The sequence below is a fragment of the Brevundimonas sp. genome (genome assembly GCF_046295775.1).
GTDB lineage: Bacteria > Pseudomonadota > Alphaproteobacteria > Caulobacterales > Caulobacteraceae > Brevundimonas.
In genome coordinates this window covers 103,255-124,900 of record NZ_JBKBML010000005.1, presented here as the reverse complement: position 1 = coordinate 124,900, position 21,646 = coordinate 103,255, and the positions used below count along the sequence as shown (strand labels likewise).

Annotated in this window: 26 protein-coding genes; 18 read left to right on the top strand and 8 right to left on the bottom strand. The window is 67.8% G+C overall.

The window, feature by feature from the left end; all coding sequences use genetic code 11:
* Positions 1 to 2 precede the first annotated feature (2 nt).
* Entirely contained in the window at positions 3 to 1,535 is a 1,533-nt protein-coding gene (locus tag ACK4I0_RS05190; protein WP_409608670.1) for an ATP-binding protein, read from the top strand.
* Between the two features lie 6 nt (positions 1,536 to 1,541).
* Here the strand turns inward: ACK4I0_RS05190 and ACK4I0_RS05185 are convergent, their stop codons facing one another.
* The gene (locus ACK4I0_RS05185; RefSeq protein WP_409608668.1) at positions 1,542 to 2,327 is read right to left on the bottom strand and encodes a hypothetical protein; all 786 of its coding nucleotides are present in this window, start codon (positions 2,325 to 2,327) and stop codon (positions 1,542 to 1,544) included.
* A gap of 177 nt (positions 2,328 to 2,504) precedes the next feature.
* Here ACK4I0_RS05185 and ACK4I0_RS05180 point away from each other — a divergent pair, with 177 nt between their 5' ends.
* The 4 genes from ACK4I0_RS05180 to ACK4I0_RS05165 all read left to right on the top strand — a co-directional run bounded on the left by ACK4I0_RS05180 (position 2,505) and on the right by ACK4I0_RS05165 (position 6,286).
* Complete coding sequence (locus ACK4I0_RS05180; protein WP_409608666.1) at positions 2,505 to 3,257, top strand: DUF72 domain-containing protein; 753 nt, start codon at positions 2,505 to 2,507, stop codon at positions 3,255 to 3,257.
* Positions 3,258 to 3,585: 328 nt separating this feature from the next.
* Complete coding sequence (locus tag ACK4I0_RS05175; RefSeq protein WP_409608664.1) at positions 3,586 to 4,650, top strand: NAD(P)-dependent alcohol dehydrogenase; 1,065 nt, start codon at positions 3,586 to 3,588, stop codon at positions 4,648 to 4,650.
* 78 nt (positions 4,651 to 4,728) lie between these two features.
* Complete coding sequence (gene phbB / locus ACK4I0_RS05170) at positions 4,729 to 5,454, top strand: acetoacetyl-CoA reductase (protein ID WP_409608662.1); 726 nt, start codon at positions 4,729 to 4,731, stop codon at positions 5,452 to 5,454.
* A 100-nt stretch (positions 5,455 to 5,554) separates the two neighbouring features.
* Positions 5,555 to 6,286: a DUF4908 domain-containing protein gene (locus ACK4I0_RS05165; RefSeq protein WP_409608660.1), complete on the top strand. Its 732-nt coding sequence runs from the start codon at positions 5,555 to 5,557 to the stop codon at positions 6,284 to 6,286.
* Here the strand turns inward: ACK4I0_RS05165 and gloB are convergent, their stop codons facing one another.
* Complete coding sequence (gene gloB, locus ACK4I0_RS05160; protein ID WP_409608658.1) at positions 6,287 to 7,015, bottom strand: hydroxyacylglutathione hydrolase; 729 nt, start codon at positions 7,013 to 7,015, stop codon at positions 6,287 to 6,289.
* A gap of 47 nt (positions 7,016 to 7,062) precedes the next feature.
* Here gloB and ACK4I0_RS05155 point away from each other — a divergent pair, with 47 nt between their 5' ends.
* The 5 genes from ACK4I0_RS05155 to ACK4I0_RS05135 all read left to right on the top strand — a co-directional run bounded on the left by ACK4I0_RS05155 (position 7,063) and on the right by ACK4I0_RS05135 (position 11,744).
* Positions 7,063 to 7,827: a class I SAM-dependent methyltransferase gene (locus ACK4I0_RS05155; protein ID WP_409608656.1), complete on the top strand. Its 765-nt coding sequence runs from the start codon at positions 7,063 to 7,065 to the stop codon at positions 7,825 to 7,827.
* A 101-nt stretch (positions 7,828 to 7,928) separates the two neighbouring features.
* Positions 7,929 to 8,435, top strand: coding sequence for a SixA phosphatase family protein (locus tag ACK4I0_RS05150; protein WP_409608654.1), 507 nt, complete (start codon positions 7,929 to 7,931; stop codon positions 8,433 to 8,435).
* Positions 8,432 to 8,776 carry a DUF952 domain-containing protein gene (locus ACK4I0_RS05145; RefSeq protein ID WP_409608652.1) on the top strand — a complete coding sequence of 115 codons (345 nt, stop codon included), beginning with the start codon at positions 8,432 to 8,434 and terminating at the stop codon, positions 8,774 to 8,776. Before ACK4I0_RS05150 ends, ACK4I0_RS05145 begins: the two co-directional genes overlap by 4 nt.
* Positions 8,773 to 9,804 carry a quinone-dependent dihydroorotate dehydrogenase gene (locus ACK4I0_RS05140; RefSeq protein WP_409608650.1) on the top strand — a complete coding sequence of 344 codons (1,032 nt, stop codon included), beginning with the start codon at positions 8,773 to 8,775 and terminating at the stop codon, positions 9,802 to 9,804. Before ACK4I0_RS05145 ends, ACK4I0_RS05140 begins: the two co-directional genes overlap by 4 nt.
* 62 nt (positions 9,805 to 9,866) lie before the next feature.
* On the top strand, positions 9,867 to 11,744 hold the full coding sequence (locus ACK4I0_RS05135) for an ATP-binding protein (protein WP_409608648.1): 1,878 nt from the start codon (positions 9,867 to 9,869) through the stop codon (positions 11,742 to 11,744).
* On the opposite strand, the gene ACK4I0_RS05130 is transcribed toward ACK4I0_RS05135, so the two are convergent.
* Together ACK4I0_RS05130 and ACK4I0_RS05125 are read right to left on the bottom strand one after the other, a co-directional pair.
* Entirely contained in the window at positions 11,654 to 12,151 is a 498-nt protein-coding gene (locus ACK4I0_RS05130; RefSeq protein ID WP_409608646.1) for a very short patch repair endonuclease, read from the bottom strand. The genes ACK4I0_RS05135 and ACK4I0_RS05130 overlap by 91 nt on opposite strands.
* A 96-nt stretch (positions 12,152 to 12,247) precedes the next feature.
* Positions 12,248 to 12,736 carry a peroxiredoxin gene (locus tag ACK4I0_RS05125; RefSeq protein ID WP_135064220.1) on the bottom strand — a complete coding sequence of 163 codons (489 nt, stop codon included), beginning with the start codon at positions 12,734 to 12,736 and terminating at the stop codon, positions 12,248 to 12,250.
* A gap of 116 nt (positions 12,737 to 12,852) precedes the next feature.
* On the opposite strand from ACK4I0_RS05125, the gene ACK4I0_RS05120 reads away from it, so the two are divergent.
* The 5 genes from ACK4I0_RS05120 to ACK4I0_RS05100 all read left to right on the top strand — a co-directional run bounded on the left by ACK4I0_RS05120 (position 12,853) and on the right by ACK4I0_RS05100 (position 18,418).
* Positions 12,853 to 13,422 (top strand): YqgE/AlgH family protein, encoded by a 570-nt coding sequence (locus ACK4I0_RS05120; RefSeq protein WP_409608644.1) that lies wholly within the window; start codon positions 12,853 to 12,855, stop codon positions 13,420 to 13,422.
* Between the two features lie 180 nt (positions 13,423 to 13,602).
* Complete coding sequence (locus ACK4I0_RS05115; RefSeq protein WP_409608642.1) at positions 13,603 to 15,672, top strand: capsular polysaccharide biosynthesis protein; 2,070 nt, start codon at positions 13,603 to 13,605, stop codon at positions 15,670 to 15,672.
* A 34-nt stretch (positions 15,673 to 15,706) separates the two neighbouring features.
* Complete coding sequence (locus ACK4I0_RS05110) at positions 15,707 to 16,852, top strand: beta-ketoacyl-ACP synthase III (protein WP_409608640.1); 1,146 nt, start codon at positions 15,707 to 15,709, stop codon at positions 16,850 to 16,852.
* A gap of 93 nt (positions 16,853 to 16,945) precedes the next feature.
* Positions 16,946 to 17,230: a hypothetical protein gene (locus tag ACK4I0_RS05105; RefSeq protein WP_409608638.1), complete on the top strand. Its 285-nt coding sequence runs from the start codon at positions 16,946 to 16,948 to the stop codon at positions 17,228 to 17,230.
* Positions 17,231 to 17,272: 42 nt separating this feature from the next.
* Positions 17,273 to 18,418, top strand: a complete 1,146-nt coding sequence (locus ACK4I0_RS05100) for an acyltransferase family protein (RefSeq protein ID WP_409608636.1) — start codon at positions 17,273 to 17,275, stop codon at positions 18,416 to 18,418.
* Here the strand turns inward: ACK4I0_RS05100 and ACK4I0_RS05095 are convergent.
* Genes ACK4I0_RS05095 through flgB form a run of 4 tightly spaced genes read right to left on the bottom strand, consistent with a single transcriptional unit; the run spans position 18,415 to position 20,004 of the window.
* A complete protein-coding gene (locus ACK4I0_RS05095; protein ID WP_409608634.1) occupies positions 18,415 to 18,792 on the bottom strand; it encodes a VOC family protein in 378 nt (125 codons plus the stop codon). The genes ACK4I0_RS05100 and ACK4I0_RS05095 overlap by 4 nt on opposite strands.
* A 57-nt stretch (positions 18,793 to 18,849) precedes the next feature.
* The gene (gene fliE, locus ACK4I0_RS05090) at positions 18,850 to 19,155 is read right to left on the bottom strand and encodes a flagellar hook-basal body complex protein FliE (RefSeq protein ID WP_409608632.1); all 306 of its coding nucleotides are present in this window, start codon (positions 19,153 to 19,155) and stop codon (positions 18,850 to 18,852) included.
* An 11-nt stretch (positions 19,156 to 19,166) separates the two neighbouring features.
* Positions 19,167 to 19,586, bottom strand: a complete 420-nt coding sequence (gene flgC, locus ACK4I0_RS05085) for a flagellar basal body rod protein FlgC (RefSeq protein WP_371682901.1) — start codon at positions 19,584 to 19,586, stop codon at positions 19,167 to 19,169.
* Between the two features lie 13 nt (positions 19,587 to 19,599).
* A complete protein-coding gene (flgB, locus tag ACK4I0_RS05080; RefSeq protein ID WP_135064244.1) occupies positions 19,600 to 20,004 on the bottom strand; it encodes a flagellar basal body rod protein FlgB in 405 nt (134 codons plus the stop codon).
* Between the two features lie 140 nt (positions 20,005 to 20,144).
* Here flgB and ACK4I0_RS05075 point away from each other — a divergent pair, with 140 nt between their 5' ends.
* From ACK4I0_RS05075 to ACK4I0_RS05065, 3 genes are all read left to right on the top strand, one after another.
* Positions 20,145 to 20,420 carry a FliO/MopB family protein gene (locus ACK4I0_RS05075; protein ID WP_409608629.1) on the top strand — a complete coding sequence of 92 codons (276 nt, stop codon included), beginning with the start codon at positions 20,145 to 20,147 and terminating at the stop codon, positions 20,418 to 20,420.
* On the top strand, positions 20,417 to 21,238 hold the full coding sequence (fliP, locus tag ACK4I0_RS05070) for a flagellar type III secretion system pore protein FliP (protein ID WP_409608627.1): 822 nt from the start codon (positions 20,417 to 20,419) through the stop codon (positions 21,236 to 21,238). Before ACK4I0_RS05075 ends, fliP begins: the two co-directional genes overlap by 4 nt.
* A gap of 115 nt (positions 21,239 to 21,353) precedes the next feature.
* A complete protein-coding gene (locus tag ACK4I0_RS05065) occupies positions 21,354 to 21,632 on the top strand; it encodes an HU family DNA-binding protein (RefSeq protein ID WP_409608625.1) in 279 nt (92 codons plus the stop codon).
* Positions 21,633 to 21,646 lie beyond the last annotated feature (14 nt).

Here is a 21,646-nt window from a genome sequence, read left to right as displayed (position 1 = left end):
CCATGAACGCCTGCGTCGCCCCAGCGCCCGTCGATGACATCGATCGCTTTTTCGAGGTCTCGCTGGACCTGCTGATCATCCGCGACATGGAGGGCCGCATCGTCAAGGCCAGCGAGTCCTGGCGCAATCTTGGCTGGAGTCCGGAGGAGCTGGTCGGCCAGCGCATCCTGTCATTCGTCCATCCCGAAGACATGCCCCACACCCTGCTTTCGGTGGTCGAGGTCGAGGAGCGCGGGCTTGGCCTGCCGGTGCCCGGCTGCATCAACCGCTACCGACGCCGCGACGGCGGCTATGTCACGGTGGAGTGGCGAGCCCAGCGGACCGGCGACCGCATCTACGCCGTGGCGCGCGACGTGACCCAGCGGCTGGCCGACGAACAGGCCCTGATCGAGGCCAAGCGCGAGGCCGAGGCCGCCAACCGCGCCAAGTCCGACTTCCTGGCCAATATGAGCCACGAGATCCGCACGCCTCTGAACGGCGTCATCGGCATCGTCGACGCCCTGTCACGCACGACCCTGTCGCCCGACCAGGCCGAGATGGTCGATCTGGTGCGCAGCTCGGGCGAGATGCTGGAACGTCTGGTCTCGGACATTCTGGACGTCTCAAAGATCGAGGCGGGTCGGCTGGACATCGAAGCCCGCGCCTTCGACCTGGACGAGGCGCTGCTGGCGCCGCTGGACCTCGCGCGCCTTCGCGCCGAGGACAAGGCGGTGGCCTTCCACATCCGACGTGACGCCTCGGCGCACGGCCGCTTCGTCGGCGACAGCACCCGCATGCGCCAGGTGTTCGGAAATCTGCTGTCCAATGCGGTGAAGTTCACGGCCCAGGGCTCGGTCAGCGTCGAGATCGCGGTGGCCGAGGCCGCCGACGGTCAGGCGCTGCTGACATTCGAGGTGGCCGACACCGGCGTCGGCTTTGACGCAGAACACGCCGCGCGCCTGTTCCAGCGCTTCAGTCAGGCCGACGCCAGCATCACGCGCCGGTTCGGCGGCACGGGCCTGGGCTTGTCGATCTGCCACGCCCTGACCAGCTTGATGGGCGGGGTGATCTCGGCGGAGTCCACGCCCGGCCAGGGCAGCCGCTTCCGGGTCGAACTGCCCCTGGCGCGCGCCGAGGCCGCCCCCGAGCGGCCCGCGCGCGTGCGCGAACCGTCGCTGGCCCCGCTGCGCGTGCTGCTGGCCGAGGACCACCCCACCAACCAGCGCGTGGTCCAGCTGATCCTGGCCACCCAGCAGGCCGAGGTGGTCACCGTCGCGGACGGCGCCCAGGCGCTGGAGGCGTTCGCAGCCGCTCGCTTCGACGTAGTGCTGATGGACATGCAGATGCCCGTCATGGACGGCCTGAGCGCCACCCGCGCCCTGCGCGCGCTTGAAGCCCGCAACGGCGCTCAGCCGACGCCGATCATCATGCTCAGCGCCAACGCCATGACGGCCCACCGCATCCAGGCTCACGAAGCCGGCGCCGACCTCCACCTGCCCAAGCCCATCACCGCCGCCACCCTCCTGGCCGGCATCGAGGCCGCTCTGAGCGGGTGAGCGTTCTCAGTCGGCCTCGAACCTGCAGACCAGGTCTCCTGATCTGGCGCCGCCCGCGCGCTGGAATGATTGAAAGCGATCCCGATTGTTGATGAACGTCGCCTCCAACCCATCCTGGTAAGGATCGATCTGAATATGCGGCAGGCAACTGCGCATCAGCGCTTCTTCGACCAGCACATAGTCGGGGTTCCGATTGCGCAGTCTGCCGGCGACATGTCTGCCTAGGCCTCGGTCGCGCGGCTCTCGGTAGAACAGCCACCCCCTCGGAATGCGATTGCGCTCGGTGAACGCGTTCATTCGCTCCATGAGGGCGACGTTCTTGGCCGTCTCCGCGTCGTAGTTTCTCTCGAGAACGGCCCTGTCCAAGTGGGGATTGTCGCGCAGGCCCTGCGCTATGATGCGATCTCTTGGCGCGACAGCTTCTCTCTGAATCTGCTGCGGATCGAGCGTGCCATGGAGGGCGACATAGGAACCGGGCTCGACCACCACGCGCTTGGCAAGCGGCAGAAACAGATTCGCGCATCCGCTGCTGCACCGGCCTCGAACCCTCAAGGTGAACTGCTCACCTGCTAGCCGCTCAGCGATCAGCAGGGCTTCGTCGGCATTGCCTCCGGGACTGTCGACGATGATCTCCGAAACGCCCTGGCCGAAGTTGGCCTGAACACAGGTGTTCAACTCTGCATCGATACGCCCGGAAAGGTGGAAGGTGTCAGCCACCTTTTCACAGCGCACCGAACTTTCCTGCGGCCCGGAAACGACCAGAAGAATCATGGACGCAAGCATCGCCAGCATTGTGGCCAATCGCATAATGGCGCCGTGCGAGAGTTCTCCCGCTTCGGCTCTGGAGGATGGACGCTAGCCCACCTCGGTCCGATGGCCAACCGATCCACGCCTGGACAATCCCCTTCTGCATAGGGTCCGTTGTCAGACCTTCCCGTTTCCTGCGATTGACGAACGGAGGAGTTCAACATGACCCACCCCATTCACATCGGCGTCGGTGGCTGGACGTTCGAACCCTGGCGCAGGGTCTTCTATCCCGAGGGCCTGGTGCAGAAGCGCGAACTGGAGTTCGCCAGCCGGGCCCTGACCTCCATCGAAATCAACGGCACCTACTATTCCACCTTCAAGCCCGACAGCTGGATGAAGTGGCGTGACGAGACGCCCGACGGCTTCGTCTTTTCGGTCAAGGCCAGCCGCTACTGCACCAACCGCAAGGTGCTGAGCGAGGGCAAGGATAGCTTTGACCGCTTCCTGGACCAGGGGCTGACGGCGCTGGGCGACAAGCTGGGGCCGATCAACTGGCAGTTCATGGCGACGAAGACGTTCGACGCCGAGGATTTTGAGGGCTTCCTGAAGCTGTTGCCGACAGAGAAGGACGGTCTGCGGCTGCGCCATGCCCTGGAGGTGCGCAACGCCTCTTTCGACACCCAGCAGTTCTATGATCTGGCGGCGAAATACGGCTGCGCCATCGTCTATGCCGAGGACGACGAGGCCCCGGAATGGCCGCGCATCGATCAGAAGACGTCTGACTTTAGATATGCCCGCCTGATGTCCAGCCGGGAGGACGAGCCCGCCGGCCTGACGGACCCCGAACTGAACGCCGTCGCCACGCGCGCCCGCGACTGGGCCAGGCGCGGCGAGGTGTTCGCCTACTTCATCTCGGGCGCCAAAGTGCGCAATCCCGCCGCCGCCCAGGCGTTGATCGAGCGGCTGTCGAAGTAGCCTTCTCCCAATGGGAGAAGGTGGCCCCGAAGGGGTCGGATGAGGGGCGGCGATCACCGTCGGCCGACGGCCGCCCCCTCACCCTTTCGCGCCAGGACGACGGCTGCGCCGCCGTGCGCTCAAGCCCTCTCCCATCGGGAGAGGGATGAAACCTTTGCCCGGCGCTTGCGCTTGGCCCGTTACATGCCAACCTGACCAAAGGACCGCTCGCGACATCGGGCGGGATCAGGATCAGCGTCCGGCGCATCCGATTTCACACTATTCAGACTTGTCAGACCCTGATTTTTCCGGCTGACAGTCTGAAACGACACCTTCGAAAGGCTCGTTCATGCCCATCGCCACCCGCGCCTTCGCCGCCACCGCCGCCGACAAGCCGCTGACGCCGTACAGCTTCGACCGGCGTGATCCGGGCGCGGACGACGTGGCGATCGAGATTCAGTTCGCCGGCATCTGCCATTCAGACCTTCACATCGTGAAGAACGACCTGGGCGGCACCCGCTATCCCATCGTGCCGGGTCACGAGATCGCGGGTGTGGTCACCGCGGTCGGAGAGAACGTCAGCCGCTTCAAGGTCGGCGACCGCGTCGGCGTCGGCTGCATGGTCGACAGCTGCCGCCAGTGCCGCCCCTGCCAGGAAGGCGAAGAGCAATACTGCGTTCCGGGCATGACGCAGACCTATGGGTCGGCCGACCCCAAGGGCGCGGCCGTCGGCCAGACCATCACCCAGGGCGGCTATTCCAGCGCCATCGTGGTGGATCAAAACTATGTGCTGCGCATCCCCGACAGCCTGCCGCTGGACGCCGCCGCGCCCCTGCTGTGCGCGGGCATCACCACCTATTCGCCACTGCGTCACTGGAAGGTGCGGCCGGGCTCCAAGGTCGCCGTGGTCGGCCTGGGCGGGCTGGGCCACATGGCGGTCAAACAGGCCGCGGCCATGGGCGCCGAGGTCACCGTGCTGTCGACCTCGGACCGCAAGAAGGCCGACGCCGAGCGCATGGGCGCCAAGCATTTCCTGATCAACTCCGACAAGGCGGCCATGCAGGCGGCGGCCGAGAAGTTCGACCTGATCATCAACACCGTCTCGGCCACCCACGAGATCGCCGGCCATCTGAACCTGCTGGCCAAGGACGGGACCATGGTCATGCTGGGACTGACCACCGAGGGCCTGCCGGTGTTCGCCATGCCCCTGTTGTGGCGTCGCCGCAGCGTCGCCGGCAGCCTGATCGGCGGCATCCGCGAAACCCAGGAGATGCTGGACTTCTGCGCCGCCAACGACATCGCCTGCGACATCGAGGTCATCGCGCCCGATCAGATCAACGAAGCCTATGCGCGGCTGGAGAAGTCCGACGTCCGCTATCGCTTCGTCATTGACATGTCGCGCCTGGACGGTTGAGGCCGAACCCTTCCCCGGTCTAAGTCTTAAGACGAAGGCCGCGCGTCAGACGCGGCTCTAGCGGGAAAAGGAAGCACCATGGCACGAGTGGCCCTCGTCACCGGCGGAACGCGCGGCATCGGCAAGGCGATCGTTCAGCGCCTCAAGGAGGACGGCATGGCGGTCGCCGCCGGCTATTCCGGCAACGCCGAGGCGGCCGAGGCCACGGCCCGGGAACTGGGCGTCATGGTGGTCAAAGGCAACGTCGGCTCGTTCGAGGACTGCGAGCGCGCCGTGCGCGAGGTCGAGGCTCAGCTCGGCCCCATCGACGTGCTGATCAACAACGCCGGCATCACCCGCGACGGCTTCTTTCACAAGATGACCCACGACCAGTGGTCCGACGTCATCCGCGTGAACATGGACTCGGTCTTCAACATGACCCGCCAGGTCATCGGCGGCATGCGTGACCGCGGCTTCGGCCGCATCGTCAACATCTCCTCGATCAACGGCCAGAAGGGTCAGATCGGCCAGACCAACTATTCCGCCGCCAAGGCCGGCATGATCGGCTTCACCAAGGCGCTGGCGTTGGAGAACGCGCGCAAGGGCGTGACCGTAAACTGCATCGCGCCCGGCTACATCGACACCGAAATGGTGGGGGCCATGGATGAGAAGGTCCTGGCCGGCATCATCGCTCAGATCCCTGTCGGAAGGCTCGGGAAAGGCGAGGAAATCGCCGACATGGTGTCCTGGCTGTCGGGCGAGCGTGCCGGATATGTCACAGGCTGCACCCTGTCATTGAACGGTGGTCAATACCTGGTCGGTTAAGCTCGCTCCCGCCCAAAATCCGCCGCGCGGGAGTTTCACCAAGTCGATCATGATTATCCGGGGCTTGCACAGGTCGGCGTCGACGTCGTTCTGGGCCGCGATGGCGTTCGTCGTCATCGTCGGCGGGCTGGCGCTCGCCCCGGCTCCGGCCCATGCGCAACAGGAATCGAACGCCCAGGCCCAGCAGAGCCGCTCGCTGCGGGACCGGTTCTTCAGCCGCAACCTGCCTCCGGTCGGACGGTACACGGCCGAGAACGGCCAGACTTTCATCCTCGATCGCTCGGGCTCGACGTCGCTGCTGCGGTTCGACCGCAGCCTCGAGACGTGGGCGCTGCGTTCCTCGGCCGCGCCGCGCGGCGACGTGCTGTATCGCAACGACGCCGGACAGCTGGTTCTGCGGGTAACGCCCGACGGCGGCATGACCCTGTACGGGCCACGCGCGCCCCAAGGCTCGCCGGTGTCCATGGTCGGTCCAGGCGAGAGCCTTGAACCGCCAGCGCTCGGCCCGTTCCAGCTGCACAGCCTGATGCTGCGTCGGTCCGCCATGCTCAACGAGGCGCTGGGACATCTGGTGCAGGTGAACCTGTCGGGCGATCGCTCGGAGGCCCTGGCCGTCGATGCGCTGATGGTGACCACGGACGCCGTGCTGCGCATGGCGCGCTCGGTCACGGCGCGGAGCCGGCTGTCGCGGCTGCGGGTCATCACCATCGTCGAGGGCAATCGCGCGAACGTGACCTACAGCAACGGCGAACTGCGCGTGACGACCGACCCCTCGCGCGGCGCGGCGGGCAAGCCGTCGTCGGCGCGGATCATCGAAGCCTTCGCCGACTGATCAGCGCCTGAACGCATCCTTGGCGGCGCGCCGGGCGGCGAACTCTTGCACATCGCGAGCCCTGAGGAAGGGGTTGAGGCGCTTCTCCACCGCGATCGTCGTCGGCACCGTCGGCTGGCCCCGCTCCCGCGCCGCGAAGATGGCCTCGGCGTGTGCTTGCATCGCCGCGCTGTCGTCCAAGCTCAGGGCGAACCGGGCGTTCGACGCGGTGTATTCGTGTGCACACCACACCACCGTCTCGTCCGGCCAGGCCGCGAGGATCTGCAGGCTGGTCCACATCTGCTCGGGCGTGCCTTCGAACAGTCGGCCGCATCCCAGGGCGAACAGCACGTCGCCCACGAAGGCGGCCCGATCCGCCTGAGAGCGATAGACCACATGGCCCAGGGTGTGGCCGGGCGCGTCGGTCACCTCAAAGCGCGTCGCGCCCAATTCGACAACGTCCCCGCCCGCCACGACGCGATCCAGCGGCGCGGCGCGACGGACCTCCTCGGGACCGACGATCTCGCAGCCGGTTTCGGCCTTCAGCCGTTCGTTGCCGGCTGTGTGGTCGGGGTGCCAGTGGGTGTTCAGAATCATGTCCAGCCGGCCCCAGCCGCTAGCCTCCAGATCGGCCAGGATCGCGTCTGGGTCCGGCGCGTCGACCGCCGCCACCCGACCTGTGTCGGCGTCGCGGATCAGAAAGCCGTAGTTGTCCGACAGGCAGGGAAACAGGCGCACATCCAGAGTCATGCGCGCATCCTAGCAGGCCGGGTCGCATCGGGCCTATACTGACGGCCATGCGGCGCTCCATCGACGAGTTGCGGGCCTTCTACGGCGAGCCGGCCGGCGCGCTGGCGCGACGCATGCTGGCGCGACGCCTGGCCGAGGCCTGGGGCGAGGCGCCGAGCTGTGACGTGCTGGGCATAGGCTACGCCACCCCATGGCTAGACGCTTTCGTCGGCGCGCGCCGCATCGTCGCCGCCATGCCCTCGGGCCAGGGGGTCGAGGCCTGGCCGGGCGTCGGGCGAAACCGCACCCTGCTGGTCGACGACCGCCGCCTGCCCTTCCCGGCCGGGTCCTTCGACCGCATCCTCCTGATCCACGCTCTGGAAGAGGCCGACGACGCCACGGCTCTGCTGAACGAGGCCGTCCGCGCCCTGGCCCCTGCGGGGCGGATCATACTGGCGGCGGCGGCGCGCGGCGGCTTCTGGGCGCGGTCGGAGAACACGCCCTTCGGCCACGGCCGGCCCTTCACACGCGGGCAGCTGGAAAAGCTGGTGCGCGCCGCCGGGCTGGAGCCGACCGCCTGGTCCCAAACCCTGTACGCCCCGCCCTGGTCGCCGCTGTTGCGGTTCGCCGAGACCTTCGAGCAGGTGGGACGCCGCGTCGCGCCCGGCGCGTCGGGCGTGATCCTGCTGGAGGCGACGCGTCAGGCCTACGCCCGCATTCGGCCTTCCGCCCAGGCCAGGCCTGCCCTGTCGGCGCCGGTCCTGTCGCCCGCGACCAGAGGGGCGCTGGATAGCGCGCGCGAACGGCATTCGACCATTATCGCTTCGGATTGAATCGATCCGAAGCCAGATCAATGGTCCGGAATCATGAGTGGAGCGAATATCTGGCTTCAGATGCGATCGCATCTGAAGCGATTTCGCTCTAAGCGGGGCCCATGCACCGACTGATCCTGATGCGTCACGCCCACGCCGAAGCCTCCGGCGGAGACGGCGGCGACCGCGCCCGCCCCCTGTCGCCTCAAGGCCTGGCCGACGCCGCCCTGATGGGCCGCGCCCTGGCCGAACGCGGTCTGAAGCCGGACCTGGCCATCGTCTCCTCGGCCGTGCGCACGCGCCAGAGTTGGGACGCCGCGCACGAGGCGCTGGGCGATGTCGAGGTGCGGATCGAGCCGGCCCTGTACAACGCCGAGAGCGAGACCCTGCGCCGCCACGTCGAGGCCGCGGAGGAAGAGGCCGGCTGCCTGCTGATCCTGGCGCACAATCCGGGGGTGCATCTGCTGGCGCACGAGTATCTGATCGAGGGCGCGGCCTCGCCGGCCATGATCGAGCGGCTGGCCGGATTCCCGACCGGCGCGGCGGCCATCTTCTCGGTCGACGCGGCGGGACGGCCGACCTGCGAGGGCTTCCTGACCCCGCGCGACCTGGGCGGAGGCGCGGCGTGAGCGAGACCGAGGCCTTCAAGATCATGGGCCGTGAAGACTGGGCGGCTTTTAAGGCCGCCGGCGCCTATGGCGGGTCCGAGGTCGATCGGGCCGACGGCTACATCCATATGTCGACCGCCGACCAACTGGCCGAGACCGCACGACGCCATTACGCCGGCCGACGCGACCTGGTGATCCTGACCGTGGATCTGACGCTGCTGGGCGAGGCGCTGAAGTGGGAGGCGTCGCGCGGCGGCGCCCTGTTCCCGCATCTGTTCGCCGACCTGCCGCTGACGGCAGTGACGCAGGCGCGGGCGGCCGAGGTCGTGGACGGCGAGATCATCTGGGGCGAACCGGCGTGAGCCTGCTGGACCTGGGAACCGACCTGCTGCGTCGGGTCGACCCCGAGACGGCGCACCGCGCCGCCGTGCGGGGTCTGGCGCTGCTGCCGGGGGCGTCAAGCGCCAAGCCGGACCCGATCTTGGCGACCGGCCTGGCGGGGCTGCAGCTGCCCTCGCCCGTCGGGCTGGCTGCTGGCCTGGACAAGGACGGTGAGGCCATCGGCGGCCTGGGCCGGCTGGGGTTCGGCTTCGTGGAGTGCGGCTCGGTCACGCCCCGGCCGCAGGAGGGCAATCCCAAGCCCCGGCTGTTCCGGCTGAGCGAGGACGGCGCGGTCATCAACCGCATGGGCTTCAACAACCGCGGCCTGGAGGCCTTCGCCGCACGGCTGAGCCGCCGGCCGCTGGGCGTGATCGTCGGCGCCAATCTGGGGGCCAACAAAGACACCGAGGACAAGGCGGCCGACTACGTCGCCGGCCTAAAGCGTCTGGCGGGCCTGGCCGACTATTTCACGGTCAACGTCTCTTCGCCCAACACGCCCGGCCTGCGCGCCCTGCAAGGGCGCGAGGCGCTGGACGATCTGCTGGGCCGGGTGGCGGAGGCGCGGGGACCGCAGCCGGTTTTCCTTAAGATCGCGCCGGACCTGACCGCCGACGAGATCGGCCTAATCGTCGAGGCGGCCCTGGCCTGGGGCATCGACGGCCTGATCGTGTCGAACACGACGCTGGAGCGGCCGGCTGAGCTGACCTCGCCCCAGCGCGCGGAGAGCGGGGGCCTGTCGGGCGCGCCGCTGAAACCGATCGCACGTCGCGCCCTGGCCGCCGCCGTCGAGGCCGCGCAGGGCCGACTGCCGCTGATCTCGGCCGGCGGGATCGACAGCGGGCAGGAGGCGCTGACGCGCCTGGGCATGGGGGCCTCGGCCGTGCAGTTATATTCCGCCCTTGTCTACGCCGGCCCGGGACTGGTGCGGCGGATCAACGCGGACCTCGCCAAACGCCTGCGCGCCGAGGGTTTCGCCAGCGTGGCCGAGGCCGTCGGCACGGCGTGTTGACGGAGCATTAGGGCAGGTTGGGCATGCTGGCCGCGGGCGAACAACGCCTGCCGGAACGACGAATGCCGCAGACCTACGCCCCGGACCAGAAAGGGTGGGCCCCCGCCATACGCCAGCGCCGCAAGGCCCTGGTTCAGCGCGTGTGCATGGGCGCCGCCAGCGCCCTGGTGTTCAGCCCGTTGATCGGCTGGCCCTACGCGGCGGTCTGGGCCGCCCTGTACTTCCTGATCCAGGCGCTGGACCTATGGGTGTTCGCCCCGATCACGAGCGGAAGAACTGATCACATGGGGCCTTTGCGGTCCATGATCGGTGGGGGCATGCTGTCGCTCAACTCGATATTCTTCGGCAGCCTGGCGATACCGCTATGGCTGGCGGGCGGCGCGATGGGCGGCATCTGCGCGGCGATCCTGCTGTGCGCGGGCTCGATCTATTCGATGATCAACGCCCCTGCATCGACCAAGGTTCTGGTGCTGACCACCGCACCGCACTTCCTCTATCTCGGCAGCCTGCCGGTGATGATGGGACTGTATGCCGCTCCGCCCGGGTTCATCACCGCCGTCGCAGTGGCGGTCGGCGTCTATGCGATGTTCTGCATCTCCACATGGCGCAAGCTCAACAAGGCGCACGAGGCCGAGGCCAGCGCCCGCCTGGACGCCGAGCGCCGCAGGCTGGAGGCCGAACGCATCCTGGCCGGCCGCAACGCCTTTCTGGCCGCTGTCGGTCACGACCTTCGCACCCCTATCGGAGCCATCCTGACGGGCGCCAGCGAGCTGAACCACGGTGACGCCCAGGCCCGCGCCAACGCCGCCCTGATCACTGACGCCGGTCTGATGATGAAGGCCTTGCTGGACGATCTGCTGGACCACGCCAAGCTGGATGCGGGCCGCATGCAGGTCGAGGCGGCGGATTTCGACCTGCGCCAGCTTCTGGCGCAGACGATCAGGCTGTGGACAGGCCTGGCTCGCGACAAGGGTCTGCGTCTGCGCATCGAGGGCGCGCGGGACGTTCCACGACTGGTCCGTGGCGACGCCATGCGGCTGCGCCAGGTGCTGAACAATCTGATCTCCAACGCGATGAAGTTCACCACCGAGGGCTCGATCACACTTCGTCTTCGCGCCTGGGCCGAAGAGCCGTCGGGAACTGCCCTGGTGATAGAGGTCCGCGACACGGGACCAGGCATGAACACCGCCCAGCTGGGCCGCCTGTTCCAGCCGTTCGACCAGACTGCCGACGGCGTCAGCGCCCAGTTCGGCGGCACCGGCCTCGGCCTGGCCATCAGCCGGGACCTGGTGGAGCTGATGGGCGGCCGGCTGACCGCGCGAAGCCGTCCCGGTCGAGGCGCCAGCTTCACCGTCGCCGTGACCTTGGCCCGCGCCGAAAGCGACGTCATTGCACCCCCGGCCGAGGATGACAGCCGGGCAACCGTCTCCAGGGCGCTGTCTGTCCGCACGCCTCCCTCCCCTCTCCAGCCGCCGCCTGCGGAAGACGTTACAGAGCCGCTCGAAAGCTTGGCCGAGATGATCGACGAGAGTGAGGACGACAGCGAACGTCCATTGCGGGTGCTGGTCGTGGACGATCACGACATCAACCGGCGCGCCGTCCAGCTGATCCTGCAGCCGCTGGGCTGCGACATTGCGACAGCTGTAGACGGGCTGAAGGCCCTGGAGATTTCGGCGACGGAGCCGTTCGACGTCATCTTCATGGACGTGCGGATGCCCGAGTTGGATGGCCGGGAGACTACGCGGCGACTGCGCGCCGGCGGCGGGATCAATGCCGCCACGCCGGTGATCGCCGTCACCGCGGACACCGCGCCCGAGGACGTGGCGGCCTGCACGGCCGCCGGGATGAATTATTTCGTCTCCAAGCCCCTGACGCCCGCCGCCTTGATCGGGGCGCTGAATGAAGTGCTGTCCGACGGGGCTGAAGCCGAAGCGGCCTGATCCACGCTCGCCGAGGCCAGCAGCCTCTGCGCCGTCTCCGGGGCCTTGAGTTCGCACTCCCAGATCACCTCGACCCGCCATCCGCCCTCGACCAGGGCGGTGACGGAGGCGGCGTCGCGCGCACGATTCCGATCGATCTTGGCGGACCAGTAGTCCGCATTGGCCTTGGGTTTTCTGGAACCACGGGGGCAGTCATGGCCGTGCCAGAAGCAACCGTGCACAAATACCGCCAGTCTGCGCCCCTTCATCACCAGATCCGGCCGGCCGGGCAGGCCGCATCCGCCCAATCGATAGCCTACGCCCGCCGCCCGCAGGAGGCGACGGACGTGAAGCTCGGGTGACGTATCCCGCCCCTTGACGCGCCGCATGACGGCGCTGCGCTTCTCGGGGCTGAACACGTCAGTCATTTCAAGCGCTCAAGCCGCGGGCGACCGCATCGCCAGCGTAGCGCGAGAAAAGGCCGCTCAAGCCGCGAGGCTCCGCGAGCCGAGCGTAGCGCCAGTTTAAAGCTGCCCCAGCAGGTGTTCGGCCGACGAGACCTTGAACTCGCCGCCCTGCTCGACATTGAGCTGCTCGACCACGCCGTCCTTGACCAGCATCGAATAGCGCTGCGAGCGCTCGCCCATGCCGAAGCCCTTGGCGTCCAGCGTCAGGCCCAGGGCGCGGGTGAAGTCGGCGTTGCCGTCGGCCAGCATGACGATGTCCTTCTCGCCATCCAGCTCGTTCTCCCGGGCCCAGGCGCCCATGACGAAGGCGTCATTGACCGAGACGCAGGCCACCGTGTCCACGCCCTTGCCGGCGAAGTCGTCTCGGTGATCCTTGAAGCCCGGCAGGTGGCGCGCCGAGCAGGTCGGGGTGAAGGCGCCCGGCACGGCGAACACCGCCACGGTCTTGCCCTTGAACAGCTCGTCGGTGGTGATCGGCTTCGGGCCTTCGCCGGTCATGGTCGTCAGGGTGGCCGAGGGGATGCGGTCGCCGGTCTTGATCGTCATGGGATGTCTCCGTTGCAGGTCGACAGCGGAGATAGGCGTGTCCGGTTCCGTCGCCAAGCACCCGCGAGACGTCGCGTCGCCTTGCGGAACGGCGGGCGTGACCCGATGATAGGAACATGGTTGAATTCCAATCTCTGACGGGCCGGGTCCTGGTGGCCATGCCCGGTATCGGCGATCCCCGTTTCGAACATGCGGTCATACTGATCTGCGCCCATGGGCCGGACCACGCCATGGGCCTGCGCCTGGATCGGCCAGCGCCCGGCGTGACCTTGAAGACCGTTCTCGACAAGCTGGAGACGCCGGCGCTTGGCGACGCAGCCGCGCGGCCGGTTCTGATCGGCGGGCCGGTCGAGAAGGAGCGCGGCTTCGTGCTGCACACCGACGACTGGATGAACGACGAGGCCAGCCTGCCCTTCGGCGAGGGGCTGGCCATGACGGGCTCGCGCGACGCCCTGATCGCCATGACCGACGCCGTGGCCGGCCCGCGCCGTTCGGTGCTGCTGCTGGGCTACGCCGGGTGGGGCGAAGGTCAGTTGGAGGAAGAGCTGGGCGAGAATGTCTGGCTGACCGCCGACGCCGACGTCGGCCTGATCTTCGACGACGACCACGACGCCAAATGGAGCCGCGCCCTGGCCGGACTGGGCGTCGACGCGGCCATGCTGTCGGGCCAGGCCGGGCGGGCCTGAGCGCTCCTTTTCCGCTCATCCCGGCGAAAGCCGGGACCCAGCGAGAAAGCCGCACTCGCCCTTGGATAGCTTCGCGGGCTTGGCCAAAGGTCTGGGTCCCGGCTTCCGCCGGGATGAGCGGTTGTGTGGAAGCCGCACCGTCCCCTAAACGGGACGAACGAAGCCGGACACGCCCAAACTTTGACCTATCGAGACCTCCTCCAAACCGACCGGCCCATTCCGGCCTGGGTGTGCGCGCCTGGGGTGCTGAAGGTCCCGTTCCTGGCGCGGTTCCTGCCGGAATACGAGCTGCGCGCCACGCCGGGACCGGACGTGCGGGCCGTCGTCGGCTGGGGGCTGAAGCCGACGGCGGCGGCGGGGCGGCGCTGGGCGGCGTCTCGCGGCCTGCCCTATGTGGCGCTGGAAGACGGCCTGATCCGTTCCATTGGATTGGGCGAGGCTGGCGCGGCGACCCTCAGCGTCCTGCCCGACGACCTGGGCGTCTATTACGACGCGACGCGCCCTTCGCGCATGGAGGAGGCCATCGCCTCAGGCCCCGACTGGTGCGATGCGGACATGCACGCGCGGTCGCGCATCCTGATCGACCGGCTGGTGGCGTCGGATCTGTCCAAGACCAATATGGGCGGCCCGCTGGATCGGTCTATCCTGAAGCCCGGACGGCGCGTTCTGATCGTCGATCAGACCCTGGGCGACGCCTCGATCGCCAACGGCCTAGCGGGGTCCGACAGCTTTGTCGCCATGGTCGAGACCGCACGGCGCGAGGAGCCGGACGCTCAGCTGATCGTCAAACGCCATCCGGCGGTGGCGGCGGGCAAAAAGCGCGGGTGCATTCCCGACCGCCTGCTGGACGGCCTGACCGTCATCGACGCCGACGTGCGCCCCGCCGATCTTTTGGCGGAGGTGGACGCGGTCTGGTGCGTGACCAGCGGCCTGGGGTTCGAGGCCCTGCTGCGCGGCCTGCCGGTGCGCTGCTTCGGCGCGCCCTTCTATGCCGGATGGGGCCTGACCACGGACGCCAAGCCCATCGCCCGACGCGGGACGGCGCGCGATATCGAGACTGTGGCCGCCGCCGCCCTGATCCGCCTGCCGCGCTATGTCGATCCGGTGACCGGAGAGCGTTGCGAGCCCGAGCAGGCGCTGGATCGGCTGATCGCCTTGGACGGGCGGGCGCGTCGGCTGGAGGGCTTCTGGGCCGGTGTGGGTTTCGCCCCGGCCAAGCGTCCGGCGATCCGTCGCCTGCTGAACGGACCGCGCACCGACCTGCGCTATTACTGGCGCGCCTCGGCGGCGGTGAAGGCCGCTCAGGACCACGCCGGCCGTCTGGTCTGGTGGGCCGGCAAGGAGAGCGAGAGGACGCGCCAGGCCGCCGCCGCCTTCGATGGCCCGACCGTGCGGATCGAGGATGGTTTCATCCGCTCGCGAGGCCTGGGGTCCGACTTCTTCGGCGCCCTGTCCGTCGCCCTGGACGATCAGGGGGTATATTACGATCCGTCGCGGCCCAGCCGGCTGGAAAGCCTGATCGCGGCCGGGGAGCCGGCGCCCGAGCGTCTGGCCCGCGCCGCGCGCCTACGCGCCCGCGTGGTCGACGCCGGCCTGTCCAAATACAATCTGAAGGGCGACGGCGCGCCCGCCGACTGGCCGACCGATCGCGAACGCCTGCTGGTCGTCGGCCAGGTCGAAAACGACCGCTCGATCCTGCTGGGCTGCGAGCCGGACATCCGCACCAACTCCGCCCTCGTCCAGGCCGCGCGGCGCGATCATCCCGACGCCTTCCTGATCTGGCGCAACCACCCCGACGTGCTGGCGGGCAACCGCCCGGGCCTGCTGGACGCCTCGGCCATGTCCGAGGTGGACGCCGTGGCCGACGGGCTGGACATCGTCGACTGCCTGAACGCCTGCGACAGGCTGGCGACCTTGACCTCACTGTCCGGCTTCGAGGCCCTGCTGCGGGGCAAGCGGGTCAGCGTCTATGGCCGGCCTTTCTACGCGGGCTGGGGCCTGACTGAGGATCAGCTGGACTTCCCGCGCCGGGGCCGCGCCGCCAGCCTGGACGCCCTCGTGAACGCCGCCCTGATCGACTACCCGATCTATGTCACGCCGGATGGTTGGCCGTGCGAGGCCGAGGACTTGGTCGAGGCCCTGATCGCGGCGCGCGACCGCCCCCTGCCGCCGCCGCCGCGCGGCCGCGTGCGCCGTTGGTGGCGCGGGTTGATGGCGAGCCTCGACCGGACCCCGCCGCCGTCCTATTGAGAGGGTTCGCCATCGAAATGGACAGAGCGCCCGCGTGACCCAAACTCAGCCTCAGGCTCAAACTCGAGCCGTGATCGCCGCCACCGGCCTGTTCACGCCGGAACAATCCATATCCAACGCCGAACTGGTGGCCGCCTACAACGCTTGGGCCGAGCGCTGGAACGCGGCCAACGCCGACGCCATCGCGGCGGGCGAGGCCGAGGCCAAGACGCCGTCCTCGGTCGAGTTCATCGAAAAGGCCTCGGGCATCAAGCGCCGCTTCGTCATGGACAAGGCGGGCGTCATCGACCCCGAGCGCATGGCCCCGAACCTGCCGGAACGCTCCAACGACGAGTTGTCAGTCCTGGCCGAGATGGCGGTGAAGGCCGCGCGTCAGGCGATCGAGGCCTGGGGCAAGCCGGTCAGCGAGATCGGCGCGGTCCTGTGCGCGGCGTCCAACATGCAGCGCCCCTACCCCGCCATGGCGATCGAGGTGCAGCAGGCCCTGGGCATCGACGGTTTCGCCTTCGACATGAACGTGGCCTGCTCGTCGGCCACCTTCGGCATCAAGACGGCCGCGGACTTCATCGCCTCTGGCTCGGTCAAGGCGGTGCTGATGGTCAATCCCGAGATCTGCTCGGCCCACCTGAACTTCACCGACCGCGACAGCCACTTCATCTTCGGCGACGTGGCGACCGCCGTCATCGTCGAGGCCGAGGATCAGGCCGGACCGGGCGGCTGGACGGTGCTGGGCACGCGGCTGAAGACGGTGTTCTCCAACAACATCCGCAACAATTTCGGCTTTTTGAACAACGCCGCGCCCGAGGGCATCGGGGCGCCGGACAAGATGTTCGTTCAGCAGGGCCGCAAGGTCTTCAAGGACGTGGTGCCCATGGTCGCCGAGATGATCGTCGATCACGCCCGCGACCTGGACATCGAAGCCCCGTCGCTGAAGCGGCTGTGGCTGCACCAGGCCAACATCAACATGAACGAGCTGATCGGCAAGAAGGTGCTGGGCCGCGAGCCGACGCCGCAAGAGAACGTCATCATCCTGGACGACTACGCCAACACCTCGTCGGCCGGGTCGATCATCGCCTTCCACCTGCACCAGGACGGCTTCGAGCCGGGCGACAAGGGCCTGATCTGCAGCTTCGGCGCCGGCTATTCGGCCGGAACGGTGTTCGTCGAAAAGCGAGCCTGATCAGAACTTTCCCTCGAATCAGTCTGCGGGCTTGCACTTTTCTACTTATTTTGCGACGCCTTTCGCGTCTGTCGAGAACGAGGGGTTTCCCGAATGACTCTGACGCACGATCAAGGCCAGAAGGGCCCCTGGAGCAGCAGCCCCGCGCTCGACCCTCTGGCTCGAGACGTCGCGACGGTGCTGAAAAGCATGGGAGGTTCGGCGCATCAGACCGTCGTGGTGGACTGCGTGGCCGCCATGAAGCGCCAGCGCGGTGAATCGATCACCCAGGATCTGGCGGCCCGGATCGTCGAAGTCTTCGAACGCTATCGCGACCTGTTCTTCCGCCCCTTTGGCGAAGGCTCCCAACGCTGGGCACTCGCGCCAGGCGTCGCCTGACGGCCCAAAGATTGCGACGCCTCCTGCGAAGGAGCCGTCGTCATGGCCTGGAGCGCGATTTCGTCCCGGAATGAACCACCGCCGATCATGCGCGGCGGCTGGCTGGACGCGCTGCGCTTCATCGTGGCCTCGCTGATCATCCTGCACCACTTCCAGGCAGCCGGGCCGCACGCCCTGGCCGAGACCATCCACCCGGTGTTCGAGCGCGGCGGCTTTCTGCTGACCAACTTCTTCCTGATCGATTCCGGCTATGTGCTGATGCGCGTCTATGGCGCGGCGGTCGGTCAGGGCCGACTGTCGCCCACTGACTTCTTCCTGAAGCGCGCGCTGCGAGTCTGGCCGGCCCACTTGATCATGGGGCTTAGCCTCGTGGCGCTGGTGATGCTCGGCACGGCCGTGGGCGCCCCGCCGCGCAATCCGGAGTGGTTCGCCTGGGATCAGCTGCCGGCGCAGCTGGCCCTGGTCCAGTCCTTCGGCGTGCATGGCGGCCTGGGCTGGAACGCGCCCAGTTGGTCCATCTCGGCGCTGATCGGCTGCTACCTGGCCTTCCCCTGGATCCTGCGCGGCTTGATGCGCCTGGGCCCCTGGGCGGTGCTGGGCCTCGGCGTCGGGGTCTATCTGCTGGCCAATCAGATCACTTGGGCGCTGTTCGACCTGCCTGTCTATCAGATGCCGCTCAGGCTGGGGTTCTGGCGCGCTCTGCCTCTGTTCTTCCTGGGCATGTGCCTGGCCGGGTTCGCCCAGAGGGTCTGGATCGCGCCGCGGCTGGCCGGCTGGGCCGGGATCGCCGCCGCCACGGGTCTCGCAATCGCGCAGTATTTCGACAAGAACGCCCTGATTTCGCTTGTCTGGATCAGCCTCATCATCCTGGCTGCGGGCGCCGTTCCGGTCAAAAAGCCGTCGCGCCTGATCGAGCTCTCGGCCGTGGTCTCGTTCTCGATGTTCATCACCAATGAGGTGGTCCGGATCGCCTGGTTCGGCGCCACCAACGTGGCCGTCGCGCGGCTCTCGCTGTCGGAGCCCGTGCAATGGGCGCTTTGGGGCGCGGGCGTGGCTTCAGCCTTCGTGTTCGCCTTCGCCTTCCACTACGTGATCGACCAGCCGCTTCAGAACCGGATCAAGGGCTGGCTGAAGCGCGAGGGCCGCGCCGTGCGTGTGCGTCAGCCGCTGGTCTCGCTCGAAGGCTAGTCGCCGCTGTTAAGGTGCAGGATGTTGCCGTCCGGATCCTTGAACCAGGCCATCCGGAACTCGCCGGAACGATGCAGTCCGTCGGCAAAGTCCACGCCGTCCAGGTCGTAGTGTTCGAAACTGACGCCCTTGCCGCGCAGGTCGGCGACGATCGCCTCGATCTCCTCGCCGACCCCCCAGACCACCGCATTGGCCCGATTGGTCCCGGCTTCGTCCGATCGATAGACCACCAGATGCGTGCCTCCGGTGGCGAAGGAAAGCACCTCGCCCATGTCGTCGGCCACGGTCAGACCAAGGGTCTGTTCATAGAAGCGGCGGGCGCGATCAAGGTCGGCGACGGCGATGATGGCCGAAGAGTTGCGGTCCTTCAGCATGACAGGCCTCGGTTGCAGTCAGCTGGCAAACCGGCTGGCCTGAACGCAGTTCCCGCCTCAGATCGGCATGCGCATGATTTCCTGGTAGGCCTGGATCACCTGGTCGCGCACGGCCATGACCGTCTCCAGCGACGCCTCGGCCGAGGAGATGGCGGTGACGACGTCGATCAGACTGCCCTGCCCCTGGATCGACTGAGCCATCTGGGTCTCCGCGCCGCGCGTGGCCTGGGTCACGTCGCCCATGACGCTGGACAGCATCTGCGAGAAATCCGGCCCCGAAGCCGGCGGCGCGGCGTTCGTCGCGGACGGCAGGGCGCCGCCCTGAACCGCCGCATAGGCCTTGGCCGCCATCATCGGATTCATGGCCTAGCTCCTCAGCGCTTCAGTATGTCGAGGGTGCGGGTCTCCATCGACCGCGCCGTCTCGATGACGTTCAGATTGGCCTCATAGGCGCGCTGCGCCTCGCGCATGTCCATCGCCTCGACCAGGGTGTCGACGTTGGGCCGCTGGACATAACCCTCGGCGTTGGCGGCCGGGTGCGACGGGTCGTACTCAACCCGGAACGGGCGCATGTCGGGCCGCACCTGGGCCAGGGTGACGCCGGTCACGCCGTCGATCTCGCGGGCCTGGAACACAGGCACCTGGCGACGATAGGGCTGGCCGTCGGCGGTCGGGGCGGTCGATTGGGCGTTGGCGATGTTTTCGGCGATCACGCGCATGCGGGATTGCTGGGCCTTGAGCGCCGAAGCGGCCACGGCCATGGCGTTGTTTCTCGGCGGAACCGGATCAGGCATGGCTCAGTCCTTCTCAGCGACCGGGGGGCTTGGCGGCCATGCGGATCATCTGCATGGACTTCTGGTAGAAGCCGATGGCGGCGTCATAGGCCATGCGGCTCTCGGCCATCTTGAGCATCTGCTCTTCGACCACGACCGAATTGCCGTCCAGCGTCGTCTCGGAATCCGGCGCATCCGACGCGGTGAAGCGCGTCACCGGCCCGGGCGGCGAGATGTGGGCGGCCGAGGTCCGCGTCATGCGAAGCCCCCCGCCCTCGGCCATCGCCCGCGCGAAATCGGTCGGCGCCTTGAGATCGCGCGCCACATAGCCCGGGGTGTCGGAGTTGGCGACGTTCTGGGCCACCACGCGCTGGCGCTCGTCCAGCCAGCCCAGGCGGCCCTTGATCTGTTGCAGCAGCGGCAGGTCGGCGACGCCCATGGTTCGCTCCGGCGAATCTCAACCTTCGATTCTCACTGGGTCGAAAATGCCGGGTGCATGGTAAACGCGCCGTTAAGGATGTTGAGACAGTCTGGCCTGGTCGGCGGCCTCACAGTGAGGCCCTGCGGCACGGGGCCTTCATGAACTTCCTCGATCTCGCCCGCGCGGTGTTCGGCCTGGCCATCACCCTGGGCATCATTGGCCTGGCCGCCTGGGCGGCCCGCCGCTATGCGCCCCAACTGATGGCCAGGCTGCAGGCCGACCGCGGCGCCCGGCGCATGCAGGTCGTCGAAACCCTGGTGCTGGACCCCGCGCGCCGCCTCGTTCTGGTGCGCGTCGATGACGAGGAACGCCTGATTCTCTTGGGCGAGGGCAAGGAGCTGATCGAGCCCCGCAGCCCTGGAGCGCCGCGATGAAGCCGGCCCGCGACGGCCTGCTCAAAATGCCTTCGCGCGCCGAACTGAAGCGCGCGGCCGTCCTGTCGCTGATCACCACCCTTCTCTGCCTCGTGTGGCCGCTCGGCGCCCTGGCGCAGGACGTGGCGTCGTCTGGATCCGCCATCAACATCGACCTGGGCACCGGCGCGGGACTGACCGAACGGGTTATCCAGCTGGTCGGGCTGATGACGGTGCTCAGCCTGGCGCCGTCGATCGTCATCATGACGACCAGCTTCGTGCGGATCGTCGTGGTGCTGTCGCTGCTGCGCACCGCCCTGGGCATGCAGCAGTCGCCGCCGAACGCCGTGCTGGTGTCGCTGGCGCTGTTCCTGTCGGCCATCGTGATGGCCCCGACCTGGCAGGACGCCTATGATTCGGGCATCCGCCCCCTGCTGGATCAGCAGATGGAGCTGCCTCAGGCCTTCGATGCGGCCTCCGAGCCCGTAAAGACCTTCATGCTGTCCCAGGTGGACCGCTCCGACCTCGCCCTGTTCACCCGCCTGAGCCAGATCGAGGCGCCCCAGAACGCCCAGGACCTGCCCCTTCGCGTGGTCACCCCGGCCTTCATGATCAGCGAGTTGAAGCGGGCCTTCACGATAGGATTTCTCCTTTTCGTTCCGTTCCTTGTGATCGATCTGGTGGTCGCCAGCGTGCTCATGTCCATGGGCATGATGATGCTGCCGCCAGTCATTGTTTCACTGCCGTTCAAGTTGATCTTCTTCGTGCTGGTGGACGGCTGGCGACTGGTCGCTGGGAGCCTGGTCGAGAGCTTTCAGCGGGCCTCCGGATCGGGCTGAATCCCCAGCCTCAAAGGCTTTCCTCGGCGCCGCGTCTTGCCAAGACCCCCGAAAAGCGTGTTGATCCCCAGGTCATCGCCCGGGAATCGGGCGACCTATTCGGGAAACGACCCTCATGACCACTCAAGCCGAACTGATCGCCGCCGTCGCCAAGGACACCGGTGTGTCGCAAGCCGACGCCGGCAAGGTTCTGACCTCCATCGTCGAGAACATCCACGCCTCGCTCAAGTCGGGCGGCGACGTGCGCATCTCGAACCTGGGCGTGTTCGACACCGCCGACCGCGCCGCTCGCGAAGGCCGCAACCCGGCCACGGGCGCGACCATCAAGATCGCCGCCTCCAAGGCCGTGCGCTTCCGCGTGTCGAAGCCGCTGAAGGACGCCGTGAACGGCTAAGCCAGTTCACGAAA

What these genes read in the sequence shown, in the direction of transcription:
- ACK4I0_RS05175 (WP_409608664.1), top strand. Translation starts at nt 3,586, where the DNA reads ATGCCCATCGCCACCCGCGCCTTCGCCGCCACCGCCGCCGACAAGCCG.
- flgB (WP_135064244.1), bottom strand. Translation starts at nt 20,004, where the DNA reads ATGGGCGTCGCCGACCTGCCGCTGCTGCAACAGATCAAGGGCCGCCTG.
- ACK4I0_RS05130 (WP_409608646.1), bottom strand. Translation starts at nt 12,151, where the DNA reads ATGACTGACGTGTTCAGCCCCGAGAAGCGCAGCGCCGTCATGCGGCGC.
- ACK4I0_RS05190 (WP_409608670.1), top strand. Translation starts at nt 3, where the DNA reads ATGAACGCCTGCGTCGCCCCAGCGCCCGTCGATGACATCGATCGCTTT.
- ACK4I0_RS05120 (WP_409608644.1), top strand. Translation starts at nt 12,853, where the DNA reads ATGGTTGAATTCCAATCTCTGACGGGCCGGGTCCTGGTGGCCATGCCC.
- ACK4I0_RS05065 (WP_409608625.1), top strand. Translation starts at nt 21,354, where the DNA reads ATGACCACTCAAGCCGAACTGATCGCCGCCGTCGCCAAGGACACCGGT.
- flgC (WP_371682901.1), bottom strand. Translation starts at nt 19,586, where the DNA reads ATGCCTGATCCGGTTCCGCCGAGAAACAACGCCATGGCCGTGGCCGCT.
- ACK4I0_RS05150 (WP_409608654.1), top strand. Translation starts at nt 7,929, where the DNA reads ATGCACCGACTGATCCTGATGCGTCACGCCCACGCCGAAGCCTCCGGC.
- phbB (WP_409608662.1), top strand. Translation starts at nt 4,729, where the DNA reads ATGGCACGAGTGGCCCTCGTCACCGGCGGAACGCGCGGCATCGGCAAG.
- fliE (WP_409608632.1), bottom strand. Translation starts at nt 19,155, where the DNA reads ATGAATCCGATGATGGCGGCCAAGGCCTATGCGGCGGTTCAGGGCGGC.
- ACK4I0_RS05100 (WP_409608636.1), top strand. Translation starts at nt 17,273, where the DNA reads ATGGCCTGGAGCGCGATTTCGTCCCGGAATGAACCACCGCCGATCATG.
- ACK4I0_RS05185 (WP_409608668.1), bottom strand. Translation starts at nt 2,327, where the DNA reads ATGCTGGCGATGCTTGCGTCCATGATTCTTCTGGTCGTTTCCGGGCCG.
- ACK4I0_RS05105 (WP_409608638.1), top strand. Translation starts at nt 16,946, where the DNA reads ATGACTCTGACGCACGATCAAGGCCAGAAGGGCCCCTGGAGCAGCAGC.
- ACK4I0_RS05125 (WP_135064220.1), bottom strand. Translation starts at nt 12,736, where the DNA reads ATGACGATCAAGACCGGCGACCGCATCCCCTCGGCCACCCTGACGACC.
- ACK4I0_RS05180 (WP_409608666.1), top strand. Translation starts at nt 2,505, where the DNA reads ATGACCCACCCCATTCACATCGGCGTCGGTGGCTGGACGTTCGAACCC.
- gloB (WP_409608658.1), bottom strand. Translation starts at nt 7,015, where the DNA reads ATGACTCTGGATGTGCGCCTGTTTCCCTGCCTGTCGGACAACTACGGC.
- ACK4I0_RS05155 (WP_409608656.1), top strand. Translation starts at nt 7,063, where the DNA reads ATGCGGCGCTCCATCGACGAGTTGCGGGCCTTCTACGGCGAGCCGGCC.
- fliP (WP_409608627.1), top strand. Translation starts at nt 20,417, where the DNA reads ATGAAGCCGGCCCGCGACGGCCTGCTCAAAATGCCTTCGCGCGCCGAA.
- ACK4I0_RS05075 (WP_409608629.1), top strand. Translation starts at nt 20,145, where the DNA reads ATGAACTTCCTCGATCTCGCCCGCGCGGTGTTCGGCCTGGCCATCACC.
- ACK4I0_RS05095 (WP_409608634.1), bottom strand. Translation starts at nt 18,792, where the DNA reads ATGCTGAAGGACCGCAACTCTTCGGCCATCATCGCCGTCGCCGACCTT.
- ACK4I0_RS05135 (WP_409608648.1), top strand. Translation starts at nt 9,867, where the DNA reads ATGCCGCAGACCTACGCCCCGGACCAGAAAGGGTGGGCCCCCGCCATA.
- ACK4I0_RS05165 (WP_409608660.1), top strand. Translation starts at nt 5,555, where the DNA reads ATGGCGTTCGTCGTCATCGTCGGCGGGCTGGCGCTCGCCCCGGCTCCG.